This is a genomic window from Micromonospora sp. NPDC005324, from assembly GCF_040607155.1.
Classification (GTDB): domain Bacteria; phylum Actinomycetota; class Actinomycetes; order Mycobacteriales; family Micromonosporaceae; genus Micromonospora; species Micromonospora trifolii.
Map to the genome: position 1 here is coordinate 38,992 of NZ_JBEXGE010000009.1, position 14,546 is coordinate 53,537.

The window sequence follows — 14,546 nt, forward strand, 5'->3', positions numbered from 1 at the left end:
GGGCATGGGCCGTCCTTCGGGCTTGGTGATCAATGACACGGCGCTTCACCCTATGGCTGAGGCGCTGCCCATGGGGGGCACCGCGGCGCTGCGTGGTTGGATGGAGCGGTGACTGGTGACCTGATCCCCGGCGCTGCCGGCGCCGCGCCTGCCGCCGCTCTCGTGGACCCGGATCTGGTGGTCAGCCTCGACGGCGTCGGCGTACGCCGCTCTGGCACCGCTCTCCTGGCGGACCTGACCTGGCGCGTCGAACTGGACGAGCGGTGGGTGGTGCTCGGCTCCAACGGCGCCGGCAAGACCACACTGCTCAACCTCGCCGCCGGTCGGCTGCACCCCACCACGGGTGTCGCGCACGTGCTCGGCGAGCGGATCGGCCGCACCGACGTCAACGAGCTGCGTACCCGGATCGGGCTCACCACCGCCGCGATCGCCGAGCGGCTGCCCACCGACGAGCGGGTCAGCGACGTGGTGGTGACCGCCGCCTGGTCGGTGGTCGGCCGCTGGCGGGAGAACTACGACCGGGGCGACGAGGCGCGGGCGCGGGCACTGCTGAGTCAACTCGGCGTCGGTGGCCTCGCCGAACGCCGCTACGGCACCCTCTCCGAGGGTGAGCGCAAGCGGGTGCAGATCGCCCGGGCCCTGATGACCGACCCGGAGCTGCTGCTGCTCGACGAGCCCGCCGCCGGGCTGGACCTGGGTGGTCGGGAAGACCTGGTCGCCCGGCTGGCCGAGCTGGCGTACGACCCGGACGCCCCGGCGATGGTGCTGGTCACCCACCACGTCGAGGAGATTCCGCCCGGGTTCACCCACGCGCTGCTGCTGCGCGAGGGTGGGGTGGTCGCCCAGGGCCTGCTCGCCGAGACGCTGACCGGTGACAACCTCTCCAAGACCTTCGGGCTGCCACTGGTGGTCGAGCGGTCGGGCGACCGCTTCACGGCTCGCGCCGCCTGAGCGTCGGACAGGCGGAGGCGACAGTGCCGCAGACCCGGGTTGCCGTGGTGGGCAGCGCCAACATGGACCTGGTCGCGATGGCGCCCGCGCTGCCTCGTCAGGGCGAGACCATGCTCGGCACCGACTTCGTGATGGTGCCCGGCGGCAAGGGCGCCAACCAGGCCGTGGCCGCGGTCCGGGCCGGCGCCTCCTGTGCCTTCCTCGGCGCGATCGGCTCGGACGCCTTCGGCGTCACCCTCAAGGCCCGCATCACAGCGGCCGGCGTGGACACCAGTCAGCTTCGCGTGGTCTACGGCGCCTCCGGGGTGGCGCTGGTGATGGTCAACGCCCAGGGGGAGAACGCCATCGTGGTCACCCCCGGCGCGAACGACTTCCTGGTCGGCCTCACCGAGGAGGAGCTGACCACCGTTCGCGCGGCGGACGTCCTGGTCGCCCAGCTGGAGATCCCGGTGCAGACCGTGACCGCCGCTGCGGTGGCCGCCCGCGAGGCCGGCACCCGCTTCATCCTGAACGCCGCCCCGGCACGGGACCTCCCACCCGAGCTGCTCGCCGCCGTGGACCTGCTGGTCGTGAACGAGGGCGAGGCGCAGACGCTCGCCGGCCGAGGTCGGGAGGAGCCCCGCGCGCTGCTGGACCTGGCCCCCCGGGCCGTGCTCACTCTCGGCGGTGAGGGCGCCTGGTACGTCGACCGGGACGGTGCCGAGGTGCACGTGCCGGCGGTACGTGTCGACGTGGTCGACTCCACCGCCGCCGGTGACGCGTTCACCGCCGCGCTGGCCGTCGGCTGGGGCGAAGGGCGCGACCTGGTCGACGCGGTGCGCTGGGCGTCGGCGGCCGGCGCTGCCTGCGTCCGCAAGCTCGGCGCTTCGGTGGCGCTACCGCAACGCGCCGAGATCGACGAGCTGTACGCGCGGACCTGACCGCGCCCGTCGCACACCGGGCGGGCGTTCAGTCGAGGGGTTCCTCGGCGAGCTTCTCGCCGCGACGGCGCAGCATGCCCAGCCCGGGGATGCCGGCCACGGCGAGCTTGAGGTCGCGGGTCACGTCGAGCAGGTCGTGCAGGTCGGGTCCGACCCGGTCCAGCGTGGCCAGGATCGGCAGGATGTCCGCTGTCAGGTGTTCCCTGAGCTTGGGCAACTCGTCGATCAGGTGGATCGCCGCGCTGATCTCCTCGTGGCTCAGCTCCTCGACGAACCGCCCGGCCATCGGCGCGGCCCGGCGCAGCGCCGGTTCGTACGCCGCCATCAGCTCGGCCGCCGTGGCGGCGGCCTCCGCTGCGGTGCCCACGGTGGCGGCGGCGCGGTCGGCCACCCCCTCGGCCTTGGTGACCACCGTGGCGGCGGCCCGGGTCGCCCGCTCGGCGTCGGTGAGCACCTGGTCGGTTCGGTCCAGGGTCGTCTCGATTCGGTCGACCACGCCGTTGATCCGGGCCAGCAGCGCCTCCACCCCGTCCAGCACCGCGAACGCGCGGGCGGGCACGGCGGCCATCGAGGCGGCCGAGCCGAGCGCCTGGTCGAGAGCGGAGCGGGTCAGGTTGACCACGGCGGTCGGGGTGGGGAGGGGAATCGCCATGGGATCAAGTGTGCGTCGGCCGGGCCACAACCGCCCGACGGAGCGTGTCAGCGCGACCGTCGACCGGCGGTGTCGGTGCGGGCCACCCGCATCGCCCACCAGATGAGCGGCACCTGCAACGGCACTCTGCCGTACGCGATGGCCCGCTTCGTCGGGCGGCGCTGTCGCCAGTCCACTGCCATCTTCACGTTCGCCGGTAGGACGGCGACGAAGAGCGCGGCGGCTGCCCGACCGCCAGCCCGCCGGGTGGTCGGGTTGGCGACCGCCGCCGCCACCGCGAGTTCGGCCACCCCGCTGGCGTACGTCCAGAATCGGGCCGGGCCGGGCAACGCGCGCGGCACGATCGGGTCGTAGACGCCGGGGCGTACCAGATGGGTGACGCCGGCCGCCGCGAGCAGGCCGGCCAGGGCGACGGCCTCGCCGCGGCGGGTGGTCATCGATGGTCCCCCTGTTGTTCGACGGCGCGCTGCACGGCCCGGTAGATCTGCCCGAACCGTAGCGCGTCCGGGGTGCGCACCAGCAGATCCTCCCGGCCGTGGTGCTGAACCCACAACTCGTGCACATGGTTGCCGCGCTCGTAGGAGCGGTCCAGCCAGCCGAGGGGAATCTCCAGGAACGGCATCAGCGCCAGCGCCCCCACCGCACAGGCGGCGAGAATGATCAACGCCAGCTGCCAGTTGCCCCGGTCCTGAGCCGACCAGGCCAGCGACAGCACGCAGACCACGGCGACCAGCGGCGGCAGCGAGAGCAGCAGGACCAGGACACCGCGCCCCAGCACACGGCCGCGGACGGCGAGGGTCTTCTGCCCCCGGTCGTGCCAGACGAACGTCACGTCGGACAGGGCGATCACGTGACCGCCCGCCCGGATCGACTCGGAGGTCACCTGCACCGCGTCGTCCCGGTAATAGAGGGTCATCACTAAGCCTAACCACCGGCAGGCAACCCTCGCCCGCTCGGCCGCGGCCTTCCTCGCCCCCGATTCGGCGTACGCCGCCCGGCGGGTAGAGGTGATGTTGTGCTGGTCCTTTGGAGCTGAATCGTCTGCGACATCAAGCGCCGGCGTCGCCGTGCCGCCGCGTCGCGGCGGGGCGCTGTAGCGCCGCGGGCCCCTGGTCTGATTCGTTTGCGATATCAGCTCCATAGGCACTGCACGAATGCTGCGCCCGCTGCGCCCGCTGCGCCCGCTGCGCCCGCTGCGCCCGCTGCGCCCGCTGCGCCCGCTGCGCCCGCTGCGCCCGCTGCGCCCGCGCCCCGCTCAGGTCGAGACGTGAGACGGAGACAGGCTGGCTAGCGGCGGGTGCCGGGGCGGGCCGGTTGGCTGTGTTCGACGGCGCGCTGCACCGCCCGATAGATCTGCCCGAAGCGCAGCGCGTCACCGGTGCGCAGCAGACGCACCGGCTGACCCCGCCAACGGGCCCAGATCTCCAGTTGGCGGCTGCCCCGGGCGTACGAGCGGTCCAGGTGTTCGAAGAGGAAGTCGGCGACCGGCCCGACGGCCAACCCGACCAGCACCGACGCGCCGACGATCGCGATCGTCACTGTGGGGGAGCGGTGCAGCCAGACGGCCACGCCGATGCCGAGCACCGCCGCGACCAACGGGCCGGCGAGCGCGGCGCCGATCGCACCCCGCCCCACCAGCACGCGCCAGGAACGGCTGCCACGGCGGTGCCAGATCATGGTGATGTCGGCCAGCGCGTAGCTGCGACCGTCGACGCGGACAGTGGTGGAGGTGACCTGCACCGATCTGTCGTCGTAATAAGTGATCATGGCTGGACTCCCGCCCACGGGGCTGACACCACACTACTTACCCAAACGAGCCGGGTCGTAAGGTTGGCACGCGACTTCGACGAGGAAGTGAGGGCAGCGTGGGCGAGTTCGTTCGGCTGGAGACCACTGACGGCATCGGCACCATCCGGCTGGAGCGGCCGCCGATGAACGCGCTCAACACCCAGGTGCAGGAGGAGTTGCGCGCCGCCGCCACGGCGGCCACCGCCGATCCCGAGGTTCGCGCCGTCATCGTGTACGGCGGGGAGAAGGTCTTCGCCGCCGGCGCCGACATCAAGCAGATGGCCGACATGTCCTACGTGGACATGGCCGACCGGGCGGCGAACCTGTCCAGCGCGCTCGGCGCGATCGCCCGGATCCCCAAACCGGTGGTCGCCGCGATCACCGGGTATGCCCTCGGTGGCGGCTGTGAGCTGGCGCTGGCCTGTGACTGGCGGGTGGTCGCCGAGGACGCCAAGCTCGGCCAGCCGGAGATCAAGCTGGGCATCATCCCGGGTGCGGGCGGCACCCAGCGGCTGGCCCGCCTGGTCGGCCCGGCCCGCGCCAAGGACCTGATCATGTCGGGGCGGATGGTGGACGCGCAGGAGGCGCTGCGGATCGGCCTGGCCGACCGGGTCGCCCCGGCCGCCGAGGTGTACGACACGGCCGTCGCGCTGATCACTCCGTACCTGACCGGCCCGGTGCAGGCGCTGCGCGCGGCGAAGCTGGCGGTCGACGGCGGCCTGGACATGGACCTGAACTCGGGTCTGGCCTGGGAGAGTCAGCTCTTCGCGGCGCTGTTCGCCACCGACGACCGGCGAGAGGGCATGACGGCCTTCGTCGAGAAGCGCAAGCCGGGCTTCACCGGTCGTTGATCCGTCGCTTCCCCACCCGACGGCGCCCTGACCTCGGCAACGTCCACTGGCCGGGGCCACGGTCGCAGGGCCAAGTGACTGGCCGGTAACCTGTGATCCCGGCCACGGACGATGGGAGCGACATGACGGAGCGGATCGAGGGTCACGGCGGCGAGTTGGCGCTCGCGGCACTACGCGCGCACGGCGTACGGGAGATGTTCACGCTGTCCGGCGGGCACGTCTTCCCGCTCTACGACGCCGCGTACAAGACCGACTTCCCGATCTACGACGTCCGGCACGAGCAGTCCGCGGTCTTCGCCGCCGAGGCGGTGGCCAAGCTCCAGCGCCGCCCCGGCCTCGCCGTGCTCACCGCCGGGCCCGGTGTCACCAACGGCATCTCCGGCATGACCAGCGCGTTCTTCAACGCCTCGCCGGTGCTGGTGCTCGGCGGTCGCGCGCCCGCGTTCCGCTGGGGCTCGGGCAGCCTCCAGGAGATGGACCACCTGCCGCTGGTCTCCCCGGTCACCAAGCACGCGGAGACGGTGTTCAGCACCGACGACATCCCGCGCGCGGTCGGCGCGGCACTCAACGCCGCGCTCACCCCGCACCGCGGCCCGGCCTTCCTCGACTTCCCGCTGGAGACGGTCTTCTCGGTTGCCGAGGCCGAGCTGCCCACCGTGACGGGCGTCGACCCGATCGCCCCGGACCCGGAGGAGGTCGGCCGCGCCGCGCTGCTCATCGCCGGGGCGCAGCGGCCGGTCATCATCGCCGGCTCCGACGTGTACGCGGGCGACGCGGTCGCCGCGCTGCGCGAGGCGGCCGAGGCGTTGCAGGTGCCGGTCTTCGCCAACGGCATGGGCCGCGGGTCGCTCCCACCGGAGCATCCGCTCGCGTTCGCCAAGGCCCGCCGGGCCGCGCTCTCCGGTGCCGACGTGGTCGTGGTGGTGGGCACCCCACTGGACTTCCGGCTCAGCTTCGGTGACTTCGGTGACGCCAAGGTGGTGCACATCGTCGACGCGCCCAGCCAGCGGGCGACGCACGTGCAGCCGGCCGCCGCCCCCGCCGGTGACCTCCGCCTGATCCTCTCCGCGCTGGCCGACCACTCCGGTGACCGGGCCGACCACGCCGACTGGATCGCCGACCTGCGCGTCGCCGAGGACGCGGCGAAGGCTCGGGACGCCGCCGAGATGGCCGCCGAGACCGACCCGATCCGCCCGGCCCGGATCTACGGGGAGCTGCGTCGGGCGCTCGCCCCGGACGCGATCACCATCGGCGACGGCGGCGACTTCGTGTCGTACGCCGGGCGGTACCTGGAGCCGGCCCAGCCCGGCACCTGGCTGGACCCGGGCCCGTACGGCTGCCTGGGCACCGGCATGGGTTACGCGATGGGCGCCCGGGTCAGTCACCCGGACCGGCAGATCTGCGTGCTGATGGGCGACGGCGCGGCCGGCTTCTCGCTGATGGACGTCGAGTCGCTGGTCCGCCAGAAGCTGCCGGTGGTGATCGTCGTCGGCAACAACGGCATCTGGGGGCTGGAGAAGCACCCGATGCGGGCCATGTACGGCTACGACGTGGCCGCCGACCTCCAGCCGGAGCTGCGGTACGACACGGTGGTCAGCGCGCTCGGCGGAGCGGGGGAGACGGTCGCCAAGGCGGCCGACCTGGGCCCGGCGCTCCAGCGGGCGTTCGACTCCGGAGTGCCGTACCTGGTGAACGTGCTCACCGACCCGACCGACGCGTACCCCCGGTCGTCGAACCTGGCCTGAGTTCGCACCCGCCGCCGCCGTCGCTCCTGCGCCGGCGGCGGCGTCGCGCTCACACCTCCGGTCGGTCACCCTCGCGCGGCGGCTCACCGTCGCGGCGGCGCAGGTCGTCCTCGCGTCGCCGCAGGTCTTCCTCCCAGCGGCGGAAGAGCTCCTGGTCCTGCTGCTGGGCGCGTTCCTCCACCGAGCGCAGGAACTCCGGGTCGTCGTCGGGGGCCACCGGCCGAGGGCGCTGGCGCTCGCCGCCGCCGGTGCCGCCCGGCCAGCCCTTGCGGGCGCCGGTGCTGGGCTCCCGGCCGACGATGAACCAGGCGATCGAGCCGACCAGCGGGAAGAACAAGATGATCAGCACCCAGGCGATCCGGGGAAGGGCACGGATCTTGCCCTCCTCGGCGGAGAGGCAGCTGATCAGCGCGCAGACGGCGAGGACAATCTGCACCAGGAAGAGGAGTACGCCAAGCCGGGCCATCCACCCATCATGGCGCACCGGCGCGCGTCACCACAGTCCGCGCAGGACCAGCAGCACTCCCAGTAACGCCAGCACCACGGTGCCCGCCGTGACCAGGGGCAGTGTCCGGCCGCCGGTGCGGGCCGGACCGGTGCCGGTGCCCCGGGGCCAGCAGAGCACCAGCAGGGCGCCCCACACCAGCACGGTGCCGCCGGCGATCAGCGCGCCGGTCGGGTCGCCGGTCGACGCCAGCCGGACGGCGAGCACTGTCACCAGTGTCACAGTGAGCAGTGTGCGCCGCCAGGCCAACCGGGTCCGCTCCGGTTGCAGCCCCGGGTCGCGTCCGGTGCTCACCGCCCGCCGATCGCCCGCATCAGGACGGCGACCACCAGCAGCAACGCGCCGACGCCGACGGCGAGCGCCAGGATGGCGGGGAAGCGGGACGCGGGCAGCTCCTGACCGAGCCGGATGGCCCGCTCGGTACGCGACCAGTGATCCACCGCGCGGATCGCGACCGCCGCGCCGAGCAGCAGCAGCGCCACAGCGATCACCTCGCGCAGATGGCTCATCGGCAGGGGTGGCAGGAACTGCGCGGCGGCCAACCCGCCTCCGACCAGCGCCAATCCGGTGCGCAGCCAGGCGAGGAAGGTGCGTTCGTTGGCCAGGGAGAAGCGGTAGTCCGGTGTTTCACCGACCGAGCCCAGCTCCGCCGGGTCGAACCACCGCCTGATCGCCTCCCACACAGTGGGAGATTATCCGCTTCCCATCCCGCTTAGCCTGGGCCGGTGACTGATCTCGACGTACAGACGCTGCGGACCGCCTACGACAACCAACTCCGTCCGGAGATCCCCGACCCGGTCCCGGCCGGGGTGACGGTGGAGCGGGACGGGCCGCTGGTCCGGATCTCCGGGCTCGACTCCGGTGGCTTCATCACCTACCGGGATCTGGGCGGGTTGACCGGCGACGCGCTGGACGAGCTGATTGCCCGGCAGGTGCGGTTGTGCCGTGAGCGGGGCGAGTCGGCGGAGTGGAAGCTCAACGAACACGACGAACCGGCGGACCTGGCGGACCGTCTGCGCGCGGCCGGCTTCGTGCCGGAGGACCGGGAGACCGTCGTGGTCGGGCCGGTCGCGCCGCTCGCCGCCGCGCTGCCGGTCGTTCCCGAGGGGGTACGCCTGCGTGAGGTGACCTCCCAGGAGGACCTGGAGCGGATCGCCGCCATGGAGGAGGAGGTCTGGCAGGAGGACCGCTCGCACCTCGTGTGGGGTCTGGCCAAGGAGATCGACGCCGACCCGAACTCGATCACAGTGGTGGTGGCCGAGGCGGGCGGGACTGTGGTGAGCGCCGGCTGGGTGCGGTTCCCGGCGAACACCGGCTTCGCCACGCTGTGGGGTGGGTCCACCCTGCCGCAGTGGCGGCGCAAGGGCATCTACCGAGCGTTGGTCAACTACCGGGCGCGGCTGGCCGAGCAGCGGGGTCGGACGCTCATGCAGGTCGACTGTTCCGAGGACAGTCGACCTATCCTCCAGCGGCTCGGCCTCGTCGCGGTCACCACGACCACCCCGTACGTCTACACTCCGTGATCATGGAGCAGCGGTTGACGGACGAGGAGCGGCTGACCCTCAAGACCGGTGCCTTCGGCGCCGTCTTCCTGGTCTCCAACGCCGACCCCGGTGTGCTGGGGGTGATCCGGGAGAGCATCGCCGCGTCCAGCGCGCTGGCCGACGCCAGTGGCGCGGTCAAGGAGGCCCTGACCACCGGCCCGCTGCCGCGACTTCCCCGGGACTCGCAGCTGGAGATCGAGTCGGTGGTGCTGCCGGCGCTGGGGCAGGCGGTGCGGATCCTGCGCGAGAAGTCCCCACGGGACGTGGACGCGTACCGCGAACTCGTGTTGACCGCGGCGGACCAGGTGGCCCGGGCGCACGACGGGGTGGCGCCCGCCGAGGCGGCGGCCATCGACCAGATCCGGGTCGCGTTGGCCGAGCCGGCCTGACCGGCCGCGCGTCGGTGAGCTGTGTCACTCTGAGTGCTGCCGGAGCGCAACCTACTGGCAGGTAACATTGCGCCGTGGGCAACTGCACAACCGCCCGCGGTTGACCTGGCGTCGACCGACGCGCGACGCTGCGCCCAGACCGGGCGAGCGAATCGCATCACCACACAGGAGGGTCGTCGAAGCGCGATGAATATCGTCGTACTCGTCAAGCAGGTGCCTGATTCGGGCGCGGACCGCAACCTGCGCAATGACGACAACACCGTCGACCGCGGTTCGGCGAACAACGTGATCAACGAGATGGACGAGTACGCCATCGAGGAGGCGCTGAAGATCAAGGAGGCGCACGGCGGCGAGGTGACCATCCTGACCATGGGTCCGGACCGGGCGACCGAGTCGATCCGCAAGGCGCTCTCCATGGGCCCGGACAAGGCCGTGCACGTGCTGGACGACGCCCTGCACGGCTCGTGCGCCGTCGCCACCTCGAAGGTGCTCGCCGCCGCTCTCGGTCAACTCGGTGCCGACCTGGTGATCTGCGGTGCGGAGTCCACCGACGGCCGGGTCCAGGTCCTGCCGCACATGATCGCCGAGCGACTGGGCGTCGCGGCGCTGACCGGTGCCCGCAAGCTCACCGTCGACGGCGCGACGCTGACCGTCGAGCGGCAGACCGAGGAGGGCTACGAGGTGGTCACCGCCTCCACCCCGGCCGTGGTCTCCGTCTGGGACACCATCAACGAGCCGCGCTACCCCTCCTTCAAGGGCATCATGGCCGCGAAGAAGAAGCCGGTGCAGACGCTCTCGCTGGCCGACCTCGGGGTCGCGGCCGACGAGGTGGGCTTCGACGGCGCCACCAGCGCCGTCGTCGAGCACACCAAGCGCCCCCCGCGCTCCGGCGGTGCCAAGATCACTGATGAGGGCGAGGGCGGCGTCAAGCTGGTCGAGTTCCTCGCCACCGAGAAGTTCGTGTGAGAGGGGGGTTCTGACATGTCTGAGGTTCTCGTCGTCGTCGAAGCCACCAAGGAATTCGGCGTCAAGAAGGTCACCCTGGAAATGCTCACCCTCGCGCGCGAGCTGGGCACCCCGAGCGCTGTGGTGCTCGGCGGCGCCGGCGCCGCCGAGGCGCTGAGCGGCAAGCTGGGCGAGTACGGCGCGGAGAAGATCTACGCCGCCGAGGGTGACGAGATCGACGGCTACCTGGTGGCCCCCAAGGCGACAGTGCTGGCCGAGTTGGTCAAGCGGGTGCAGCCGGCCGCCGTGCTGCTGGCGTCGGCCCAGGAGGGCAAGGAGATCGCCGCCCGGCTCGCCGTCAAGCTCGACAACGGCATCCTGACCGACGTGGTCGGCCTGGACGCCGACGGCACCGCGACCCAGATCGCCTTCGCCGGGTCCACCATCGTCAAGTCCAAGGTCACCAAGGGCCTGCCGTTGGTCACCGTCCGGCCCAACTCGGTCACCCCCGCCCCGGCGGCGGCCACTCCGGCGATCGAGCAGCTCAGCGTGTCGGTCACCGACACCGACAAGCTGGCCACCGTCGTCGAGCGGGTCGCCGAGCAGAAGGGCTCCCGCCCCGAGCTGACCGAGGCCGGTGTGGTCGTCTCCGGCGGCCGGGGCGTCGGCAACGCCGACAACTTCAAGCTGGTCGAGGAGCTGGCCGACCTGCTCGGCGGCGCCGTCGGCGCGTCCCGCGCGGCCGTCGACTCCGGCTTCTACCCGCACCAGTTCCAGGTGGGCCAGACCGGCAAGACGGTCTCCCCGCAGCTCTACGTCGCCCTCGGCATCTCCGGTGCCATCCAGCACCGGGCCGGCATGCAGACCTCGAAGACCATCGTCGCTGTCAACAAGGACGGCGAGGCGCCGATCTTCGAGCTGGCCGACTTCGGGGTCGTGGGCGACCTGTTCAAGATCGTCCCGCAGGCCGCCGAGGAGATCCGCAAGCGCAAGTGACCCCGCGCTGAGACGGGTGGCCGCCCCCGATGGGGGCGGCCACTGTCTGTGGATGGGAGCTGATCGGCGGGCCGGGGAGCTGAGCCGGCCCGCCGATCAGCCCGTCAGGGAGCCCCTCAGCAGGCTGTCGCCGGAGTGGCGGGTGTTGTTGTCGTACTGCTCGGCGGAGACGTCGACCACCGAGTAGCTCTTGAGGTCGACATTCGGGGGCAGGGGTAGCAGGGCGTCCGAGCCGCCACCCAGGGTGCCGACCGAGAACATCTCCATCGTCGTCGGATTGATGAGCCAGACCTCGTAGTACCCAGGGACGCTCGGGAGATTCGCCACATGCAGATGTAGTTGGTTGTCCTTGAAAACCCGGGCGTCACCAGTGGCCGTCGGAGGGGTCGCCCCGTACGCGGCCAGCGGCGCGCTCGCCACCACCACCGGCGGCGGGGTGGGCGTCGGATCGTCCGGTCGGAGCACCGAGACGGTGCCCACCACGCCGACCGCCGCGGCGGCGGCCGCGGTCACCGCGGTGGCCACCCAACCGGACCAGCCACGACCCCGGCGCGATCGCCGCGCCGGGTCCAGTCGGGTCACCGTCGACTCGGCCGCCGCGCCGAAGGTCTGCTCGGTCGTCGTGGTGTCGGCCTGCCCGGTCGTCGTGGTGTCGGCCTGCCCGGGCACCCGGTGTCGACGGGTCTCGGTCAGCAACGGCCCGGCCTCGGCGGCCCTGACCTGGGCTTCGATGCCCTGCCAGACGTGCTCCGGCGGGTCGGGCAGGTCGGCCAGGCCCTGCGTCTCGGTGCCGAGCCCCGCCACCTGCCGAAGGGTCGCCACCTCCGCCCGGCAGAGCGCGCAGGTGCCGAGGTGGGTGCTCTCCCCGTCGTCCGCCTCGCTCTCACCGAGTGCCAGAAATACCAGCCGGTCGTGGTCCAGGTGCTGCACCGTCCACCTCCCATCTGCGTTTCAAGCTCGCCATGCCGCGTCGGATGTGACTCTTCACGGTGCCCAACGGCACGCCGGTCACAGTGGCTATCTGCTGGTGTGTCAGGTCGTCGTAGAAGGCCAGCTCCAGCATCCGTCGCTGGTCGTCCGGGAGACGAGCCAACTCGTCGGCGATCACCAACCGGTCCACCACGCGGTCCGGGTCCGGCTGGGTCTGCGTCGGCTCGGGCAGCTGTCGGACCGTCTCCACCACGCGGGTCTCCCGGGCCGAGGCGCGCATCCGGTCGATCACCTTGCGCCGGCCGATGCCGAGCAGCCAACCGATCAGCGACCCCTTGGCCGGGTCGAACGTGTCGCGACCCAGCCAGGCGGCGACGAACGTCGCCTGGGTGACGTCCTCGGCGTCGCTGCGGTTCGCCAGCATGGACGTGGCCAGGTGGAGCACGGCACGACCGTAGCGGTCGTACGCCTCGCGCAGCGCCACGTCGTCGCCGTCGCGGAACCTGCGGTCGAGGTCGTCCACCGGAGGGTCCGGTTCCTGTCGTAGCGCCGTCATCGGGCGGCTCGCCTTCGATGGGGCATGCCCGACTGTAGCTGCCACAGCCCCCGCCCCACTTCCCCGGTCGAAGTCATCTCACCAGCTCTTCGTCTCCCGACCCCGGTCCGGATGCAGTCTGGGCCGGAAAAGAAAAGTGCCTCCGGGGCGCATCCGCCCGTCCGAGAGCCGGCGTAACCCGTTCTGCAAGCCAGGCCTGACGAATCAGCACCAAATATCAGGAGGCAGTTACATGCAGCTCTCGTACTTCCGTCGGGTCGCCGCGGGCGGCGCGGTCGCCGCGCTGGCCTTCGCCGGTGTCGGCGCGCTCAGCGCGTCGCCCGCGTACGCCGCCTCGTCGAAGGTCTCCGTGGTGCACGGCATCCCGGACACCCCTGTCGACGTCTACGTCAACGGCAAGAAGACGCTGGACAACTTCAAGCCCGGCGACGTCGCCGGCCCGCTGACCCTGCCCGAGGGCGACTACGACATCGCGCTCACCAAGCCCGGTGAGGCGATCGACAAGGCGATCCTCAAGGCCGACAACGCCGCGGTGCCGGGCGGGGCGAACATCAGCATCGCCGCGCACCTCGACGCTGCCGGCAAGCCGAAGATCACCCCGTTCGTCAACGACGTCTCGAAGGTCGGCGCCGGCAAGGCCCGGCTGATCGTCCGGCACACTGCGGCTGCCCCCGAGGTGGACGTCCGTGCCGGCGGCACCCCGGTCTTCGAGGGCCTGACCAACCCGAACGAGGCCAAGGCCGACGTCGACGCGGGCTCCGTGAAGGCGGACGTGGTGCTGGCCGGCACCGACACCGTGGCCATCGGCCCGGCGGACCTCAACCTCAAGGAGGGCACCGCCACGATCGTCTACGCGATCGGCTCCGCCGAGGGCAAGACCCTCGACGTGGTGGCCCAGACCATCACCGGCCTGCACTCCGCCCCGGGCGGCGTGCCCAGCGGTGACGGCGGCCAGGCCGGCACGGGCGTGGACACCTGGTGGTACGTGCTGACCGGTGCCGGCGTACTCCTGCTGCTTGGTGGTGGGGTGCGGATGGCGACCGCACGGACCGGCCGCAAGTGACGGTGCGCAACCGCGGCGCGCTGGCGGCCCTGGCCGCCGGCGTTGCCGCGCTCACCGTCGCGGCCCTGGTCGCGTGCGGCTCGCAGCCGGCCGAGAACGTGGGCGCCGACGAGGCGGCCACCCTGGCCAGCGCCACCCCGTCCCCGTCGGCCAGCGCGGCCGGCGGTCCGTCGGTTCCGGTGGTCGCTGGTGACCTGCCGGCCGGCACCAAGATTGTTCCGCCGGTCAAGCTGGTGATCTCGGATATCGACGTCACCGCCACTGTCAACGCGGTGGGCATCAACAAGCGGACCAACGAGTTCGAGGTCCCGCCGAGCGTCGACCAGATCGGCTGGTACCAGTTTGGGCCGGGCCTGGAGGCGACCTCCGGTTCGGTGGTCATCGCCGGGCACGTGGACAGCGCCAAGCAGGGCAAGGGGGCGTTCTACCGGCTGCGTGAGCTGGGCCAGGGCGACATCCTCACCGCGACCGGCAGCGACGGGAAGGCCCGGCAGTATCGGGTCGTCGCCCGGGAGGAGTACCTCAAGACCAAGATTCCGCTGGACCGGTACTTCGCCCGCGACGGCAAGCCTCGGCTGACCCTGATCACCTGTGGTGGGCCGTTCGACGCCAAGGCGCGCAAGTACCGCGACAACATCGTCGTCACCGCGGTGCCCGCCTGACCGGGTCCGCGCGCGTCGGGCCGGGGTGGAGTTCCACCCCGGCCTTTGC

At 72.0% G+C, this 14,546-nt stretch carries 19 protein-coding genes; 10 read left to right on the plus strand and 9 right to left on the minus strand.

Annotated features, from left to right (window positions below; translation table 11 throughout):
* Nucleotides 1-108: 108 nt before the first annotated feature.
* Both ABZS40_RS11825 and ABZS40_RS11830 read left to right on the plus strand, forming a co-directional pair.
* Nucleotides 109-951: an ABC transporter ATP-binding protein gene (locus tag ABZS40_RS11825; protein ID WP_354943281.1), complete on the plus strand. Its 843-nt coding sequence runs from the start codon at nucleotides 109-111 to the stop codon at nucleotides 949-951.
* 23 nt (nucleotides 952-974) lie between these two features.
* Nucleotides 975-1,871: a ribokinase gene (locus tag ABZS40_RS11830; RefSeq protein ID WP_354943282.1), complete on the plus strand. Its 897-nt coding sequence runs from the start codon at nucleotides 975-977 to the stop codon at nucleotides 1,869-1,871.
* Nucleotides 1,872-1,899: 28 nt separating this feature from the next.
* Here ABZS40_RS11830 and ABZS40_RS11835 read toward each other — a convergent pair whose 3' ends face one another.
* The 4 genes from ABZS40_RS11835 to ABZS40_RS11850 all read right to left on the minus strand — a co-directional run bounded on the left by ABZS40_RS11835 (nucleotide 1,900) and on the right by ABZS40_RS11850 (nucleotide 4,290).
* Nucleotides 1,900-2,523: a hypothetical protein gene (locus ABZS40_RS11835; protein ID WP_354943283.1), complete on the minus strand. Its 624-nt coding sequence runs from the start codon at nucleotides 2,521-2,523 to the stop codon at nucleotides 1,900-1,902.
* 47 nt (nucleotides 2,524-2,570) lie between these two features.
* Nucleotides 2,571-2,960, minus strand: a complete 390-nt coding sequence (locus ABZS40_RS11840; protein WP_354943284.1) for a hypothetical protein — start codon at nucleotides 2,958-2,960, stop codon at nucleotides 2,571-2,573.
* Nucleotides 2,957-3,439 (minus strand): DUF6232 family protein, encoded by a 483-nt coding sequence (locus ABZS40_RS11845; RefSeq protein ID WP_091393319.1) that lies wholly within the window; start codon nucleotides 3,437-3,439, stop codon nucleotides 2,957-2,959. Before ABZS40_RS11845 ends, ABZS40_RS11840 begins: the two co-directional genes overlap by 4 nt.
* A 371-nt stretch (nucleotides 3,440-3,810) precedes the next feature.
* Complete coding sequence (locus ABZS40_RS11850; protein ID WP_354943285.1) at nucleotides 3,811-4,290, minus strand: DUF6232 family protein; 480 nt, start codon at nucleotides 4,288-4,290, stop codon at nucleotides 3,811-3,813.
* Nucleotides 4,291-4,388: 98 nt separating this feature from the next.
* Here ABZS40_RS11850 and ABZS40_RS11855 point away from each other — a divergent pair, with 98 nt between their 5' ends.
* The gene (locus tag ABZS40_RS11855) at nucleotides 4,389-5,162 is read left to right on the plus strand and encodes an enoyl-CoA hydratase-related protein (RefSeq protein ID WP_354943286.1); all 774 of its coding nucleotides are present in this window, start codon (nucleotides 4,389-4,391) and stop codon (nucleotides 5,160-5,162) included.
* A gap of 122 nt (nucleotides 5,163-5,284) precedes the next feature.
* On the plus strand, nucleotides 5,285-6,907 hold the full coding sequence (locus tag ABZS40_RS11860; RefSeq protein ID WP_354943287.1) for an acetolactate synthase: 1,623 nt from the start codon (nucleotides 5,285-5,287) through the stop codon (nucleotides 6,905-6,907).
* A gap of 49 nt (nucleotides 6,908-6,956) precedes the next feature.
* On the opposite strand, the gene ABZS40_RS11865 is transcribed toward ABZS40_RS11860, so the two are convergent.
* From ABZS40_RS11865 to ABZS40_RS11875, 3 genes are read right to left on the minus strand one after another with little or no spacing between them, the layout of a single operon-like run.
* The gene (locus tag ABZS40_RS11865) at nucleotides 6,957-7,373 is read right to left on the minus strand and encodes a PLD nuclease N-terminal domain-containing protein (protein WP_354943288.1); all 417 of its coding nucleotides are present in this window, start codon (nucleotides 7,371-7,373) and stop codon (nucleotides 6,957-6,959) included.
* 27 nt (nucleotides 7,374-7,400) lie between these two features.
* Nucleotides 7,401-7,706, minus strand: a complete 306-nt coding sequence (locus ABZS40_RS11870) for a DUF202 domain-containing protein (protein ID WP_354943289.1) — start codon at nucleotides 7,704-7,706, stop codon at nucleotides 7,401-7,403.
* The gene (locus tag ABZS40_RS11875; protein ID WP_354943290.1) at nucleotides 7,703-8,095 is read right to left on the minus strand and encodes a DUF202 domain-containing protein; all 393 of its coding nucleotides are present in this window, start codon (nucleotides 8,093-8,095) and stop codon (nucleotides 7,703-7,705) included. The genes ABZS40_RS11870 and ABZS40_RS11875 overlap by 4 nt, the downstream gene beginning before the upstream one ends.
* A gap of 42 nt (nucleotides 8,096-8,137) precedes the next feature.
* Between ABZS40_RS11875 and ABZS40_RS11880 the strand changes: the two genes are divergently transcribed.
* The 4 genes from ABZS40_RS11880 (at nucleotide 8,138) to ABZS40_RS11895 (ending at nucleotide 11,286) form a co-directional block, all read left to right on the plus strand.
* Entirely contained in the window at nucleotides 8,138-8,935 is a 798-nt protein-coding gene (locus ABZS40_RS11880) for a GNAT family N-acetyltransferase (RefSeq protein ID WP_354943291.1), read from the plus strand.
* Entirely contained in the window at nucleotides 8,932-9,345 is a 414-nt protein-coding gene (locus ABZS40_RS11885; protein ID WP_354943292.1) for a hypothetical protein, read from the plus strand. Before ABZS40_RS11880 ends, ABZS40_RS11885 begins: the two co-directional genes overlap by 4 nt.
* Before the next feature lie 186 nt (nucleotides 9,346-9,531).
* Nucleotides 9,532-10,311 carry an electron transfer flavoprotein subunit beta/FixA family protein gene (locus ABZS40_RS11890; RefSeq protein ID WP_354943293.1) on the plus strand — a complete coding sequence of 260 codons (780 nt, stop codon included), beginning with the start codon at nucleotides 9,532-9,534 and terminating at the stop codon, nucleotides 10,309-10,311.
* Nucleotides 10,312-10,326: 15 nt separating this feature from the next.
* Nucleotides 10,327-11,286, plus strand: coding sequence for an electron transfer flavoprotein subunit alpha/FixB family protein (locus ABZS40_RS11895; protein ID WP_354943294.1), 960 nt, complete (start codon nucleotides 10,327-10,329; stop codon nucleotides 11,284-11,286).
* A gap of 96 nt (nucleotides 11,287-11,382) precedes the next feature.
* On the opposite strand, the gene ABZS40_RS11900 is transcribed toward ABZS40_RS11895, so the two are convergent.
* Both ABZS40_RS11900 and ABZS40_RS11905 read right to left on the minus strand, forming a co-directional pair.
* Complete coding sequence (locus tag ABZS40_RS11900) at nucleotides 11,383-12,216, minus strand: anti-sigma factor (RefSeq protein WP_354943295.1); 834 nt, start codon at nucleotides 12,214-12,216, stop codon at nucleotides 11,383-11,385.
* Nucleotides 12,170-12,772, minus strand: coding sequence for an RNA polymerase sigma factor (locus tag ABZS40_RS11905; RefSeq protein ID WP_354943296.1), 603 nt, complete (start codon nucleotides 12,770-12,772; stop codon nucleotides 12,170-12,172). The genes ABZS40_RS11900 and ABZS40_RS11905 overlap by 47 nt, the downstream gene beginning before the upstream one ends.
* Nucleotides 12,773-13,004: 232 nt before the next feature.
* Between ABZS40_RS11905 and ABZS40_RS11910 the strand changes: the two genes are divergently transcribed.
* Nucleotides 13,005-13,835 (plus strand): DUF4397 domain-containing protein, encoded by an 831-nt coding sequence (locus ABZS40_RS11910; RefSeq protein WP_354943297.1) that lies wholly within the window; start codon nucleotides 13,005-13,007, stop codon nucleotides 13,833-13,835.
* Entirely contained in the window at nucleotides 13,832-14,497 is a 666-nt protein-coding gene (locus ABZS40_RS11915) for a class F sortase (protein WP_354943298.1), read from the plus strand. The genes ABZS40_RS11910 and ABZS40_RS11915 overlap by 4 nt, the downstream gene beginning before the upstream one ends.
* Nucleotides 14,498-14,546: the final 49 nt, after the last annotated feature.

Coding starts and splice junctions, on each gene's coding strand:
- ABZS40_RS11835 (WP_354943283.1), bottom strand. CDS start 2,523: ATGGCGATTCCCCTCCCCACCCCGACCGCCGTGGTCAACCTGACCCGC.
- ABZS40_RS11840 (WP_354943284.1), bottom strand. CDS start 2,960: ATGACCACCCGCCGCGGCGAGGCCGTCGCCCTGGCCGGCCTGCTCGCG.
- ABZS40_RS11845 (WP_091393319.1), bottom strand. CDS start 3,439: ATGACCCTCTATTACCGGGACGACGCGGTGCAGGTGACCTCCGAGTCG.
- ABZS40_RS11850 (WP_354943285.1), bottom strand. CDS start 4,290: ATGATCACTTATTACGACGACAGATCGGTGCAGGTCACCTCCACCACT.
- ABZS40_RS11860 (WP_354943287.1), top strand. CDS start 5,285: ATGACGGAGCGGATCGAGGGTCACGGCGGCGAGTTGGCGCTCGCGGCA.
- ABZS40_RS11865 (WP_354943288.1), bottom strand. CDS start 7,373: ATGGCCCGGCTTGGCGTACTCCTCTTCCTGGTGCAGATTGTCCTCGCC.
- ABZS40_RS11890 (WP_354943293.1), top strand. CDS start 9,532: ATGAATATCGTCGTACTCGTCAAGCAGGTGCCTGATTCGGGCGCGGAC.
- ABZS40_RS11895 (WP_354943294.1), top strand. CDS start 10,327: ATGTCTGAGGTTCTCGTCGTCGTCGAAGCCACCAAGGAATTCGGCGTC.
- ABZS40_RS11905 (WP_354943296.1), bottom strand. CDS start 12,772: ATGACGGCGCTACGACAGGAACCGGACCCTCCGGTGGACGACCTCGAC.
- ABZS40_RS11910 (WP_354943297.1), top strand. CDS start 13,005: ATGCAGCTCTCGTACTTCCGTCGGGTCGCCGCGGGCGGCGCGGTCGCC.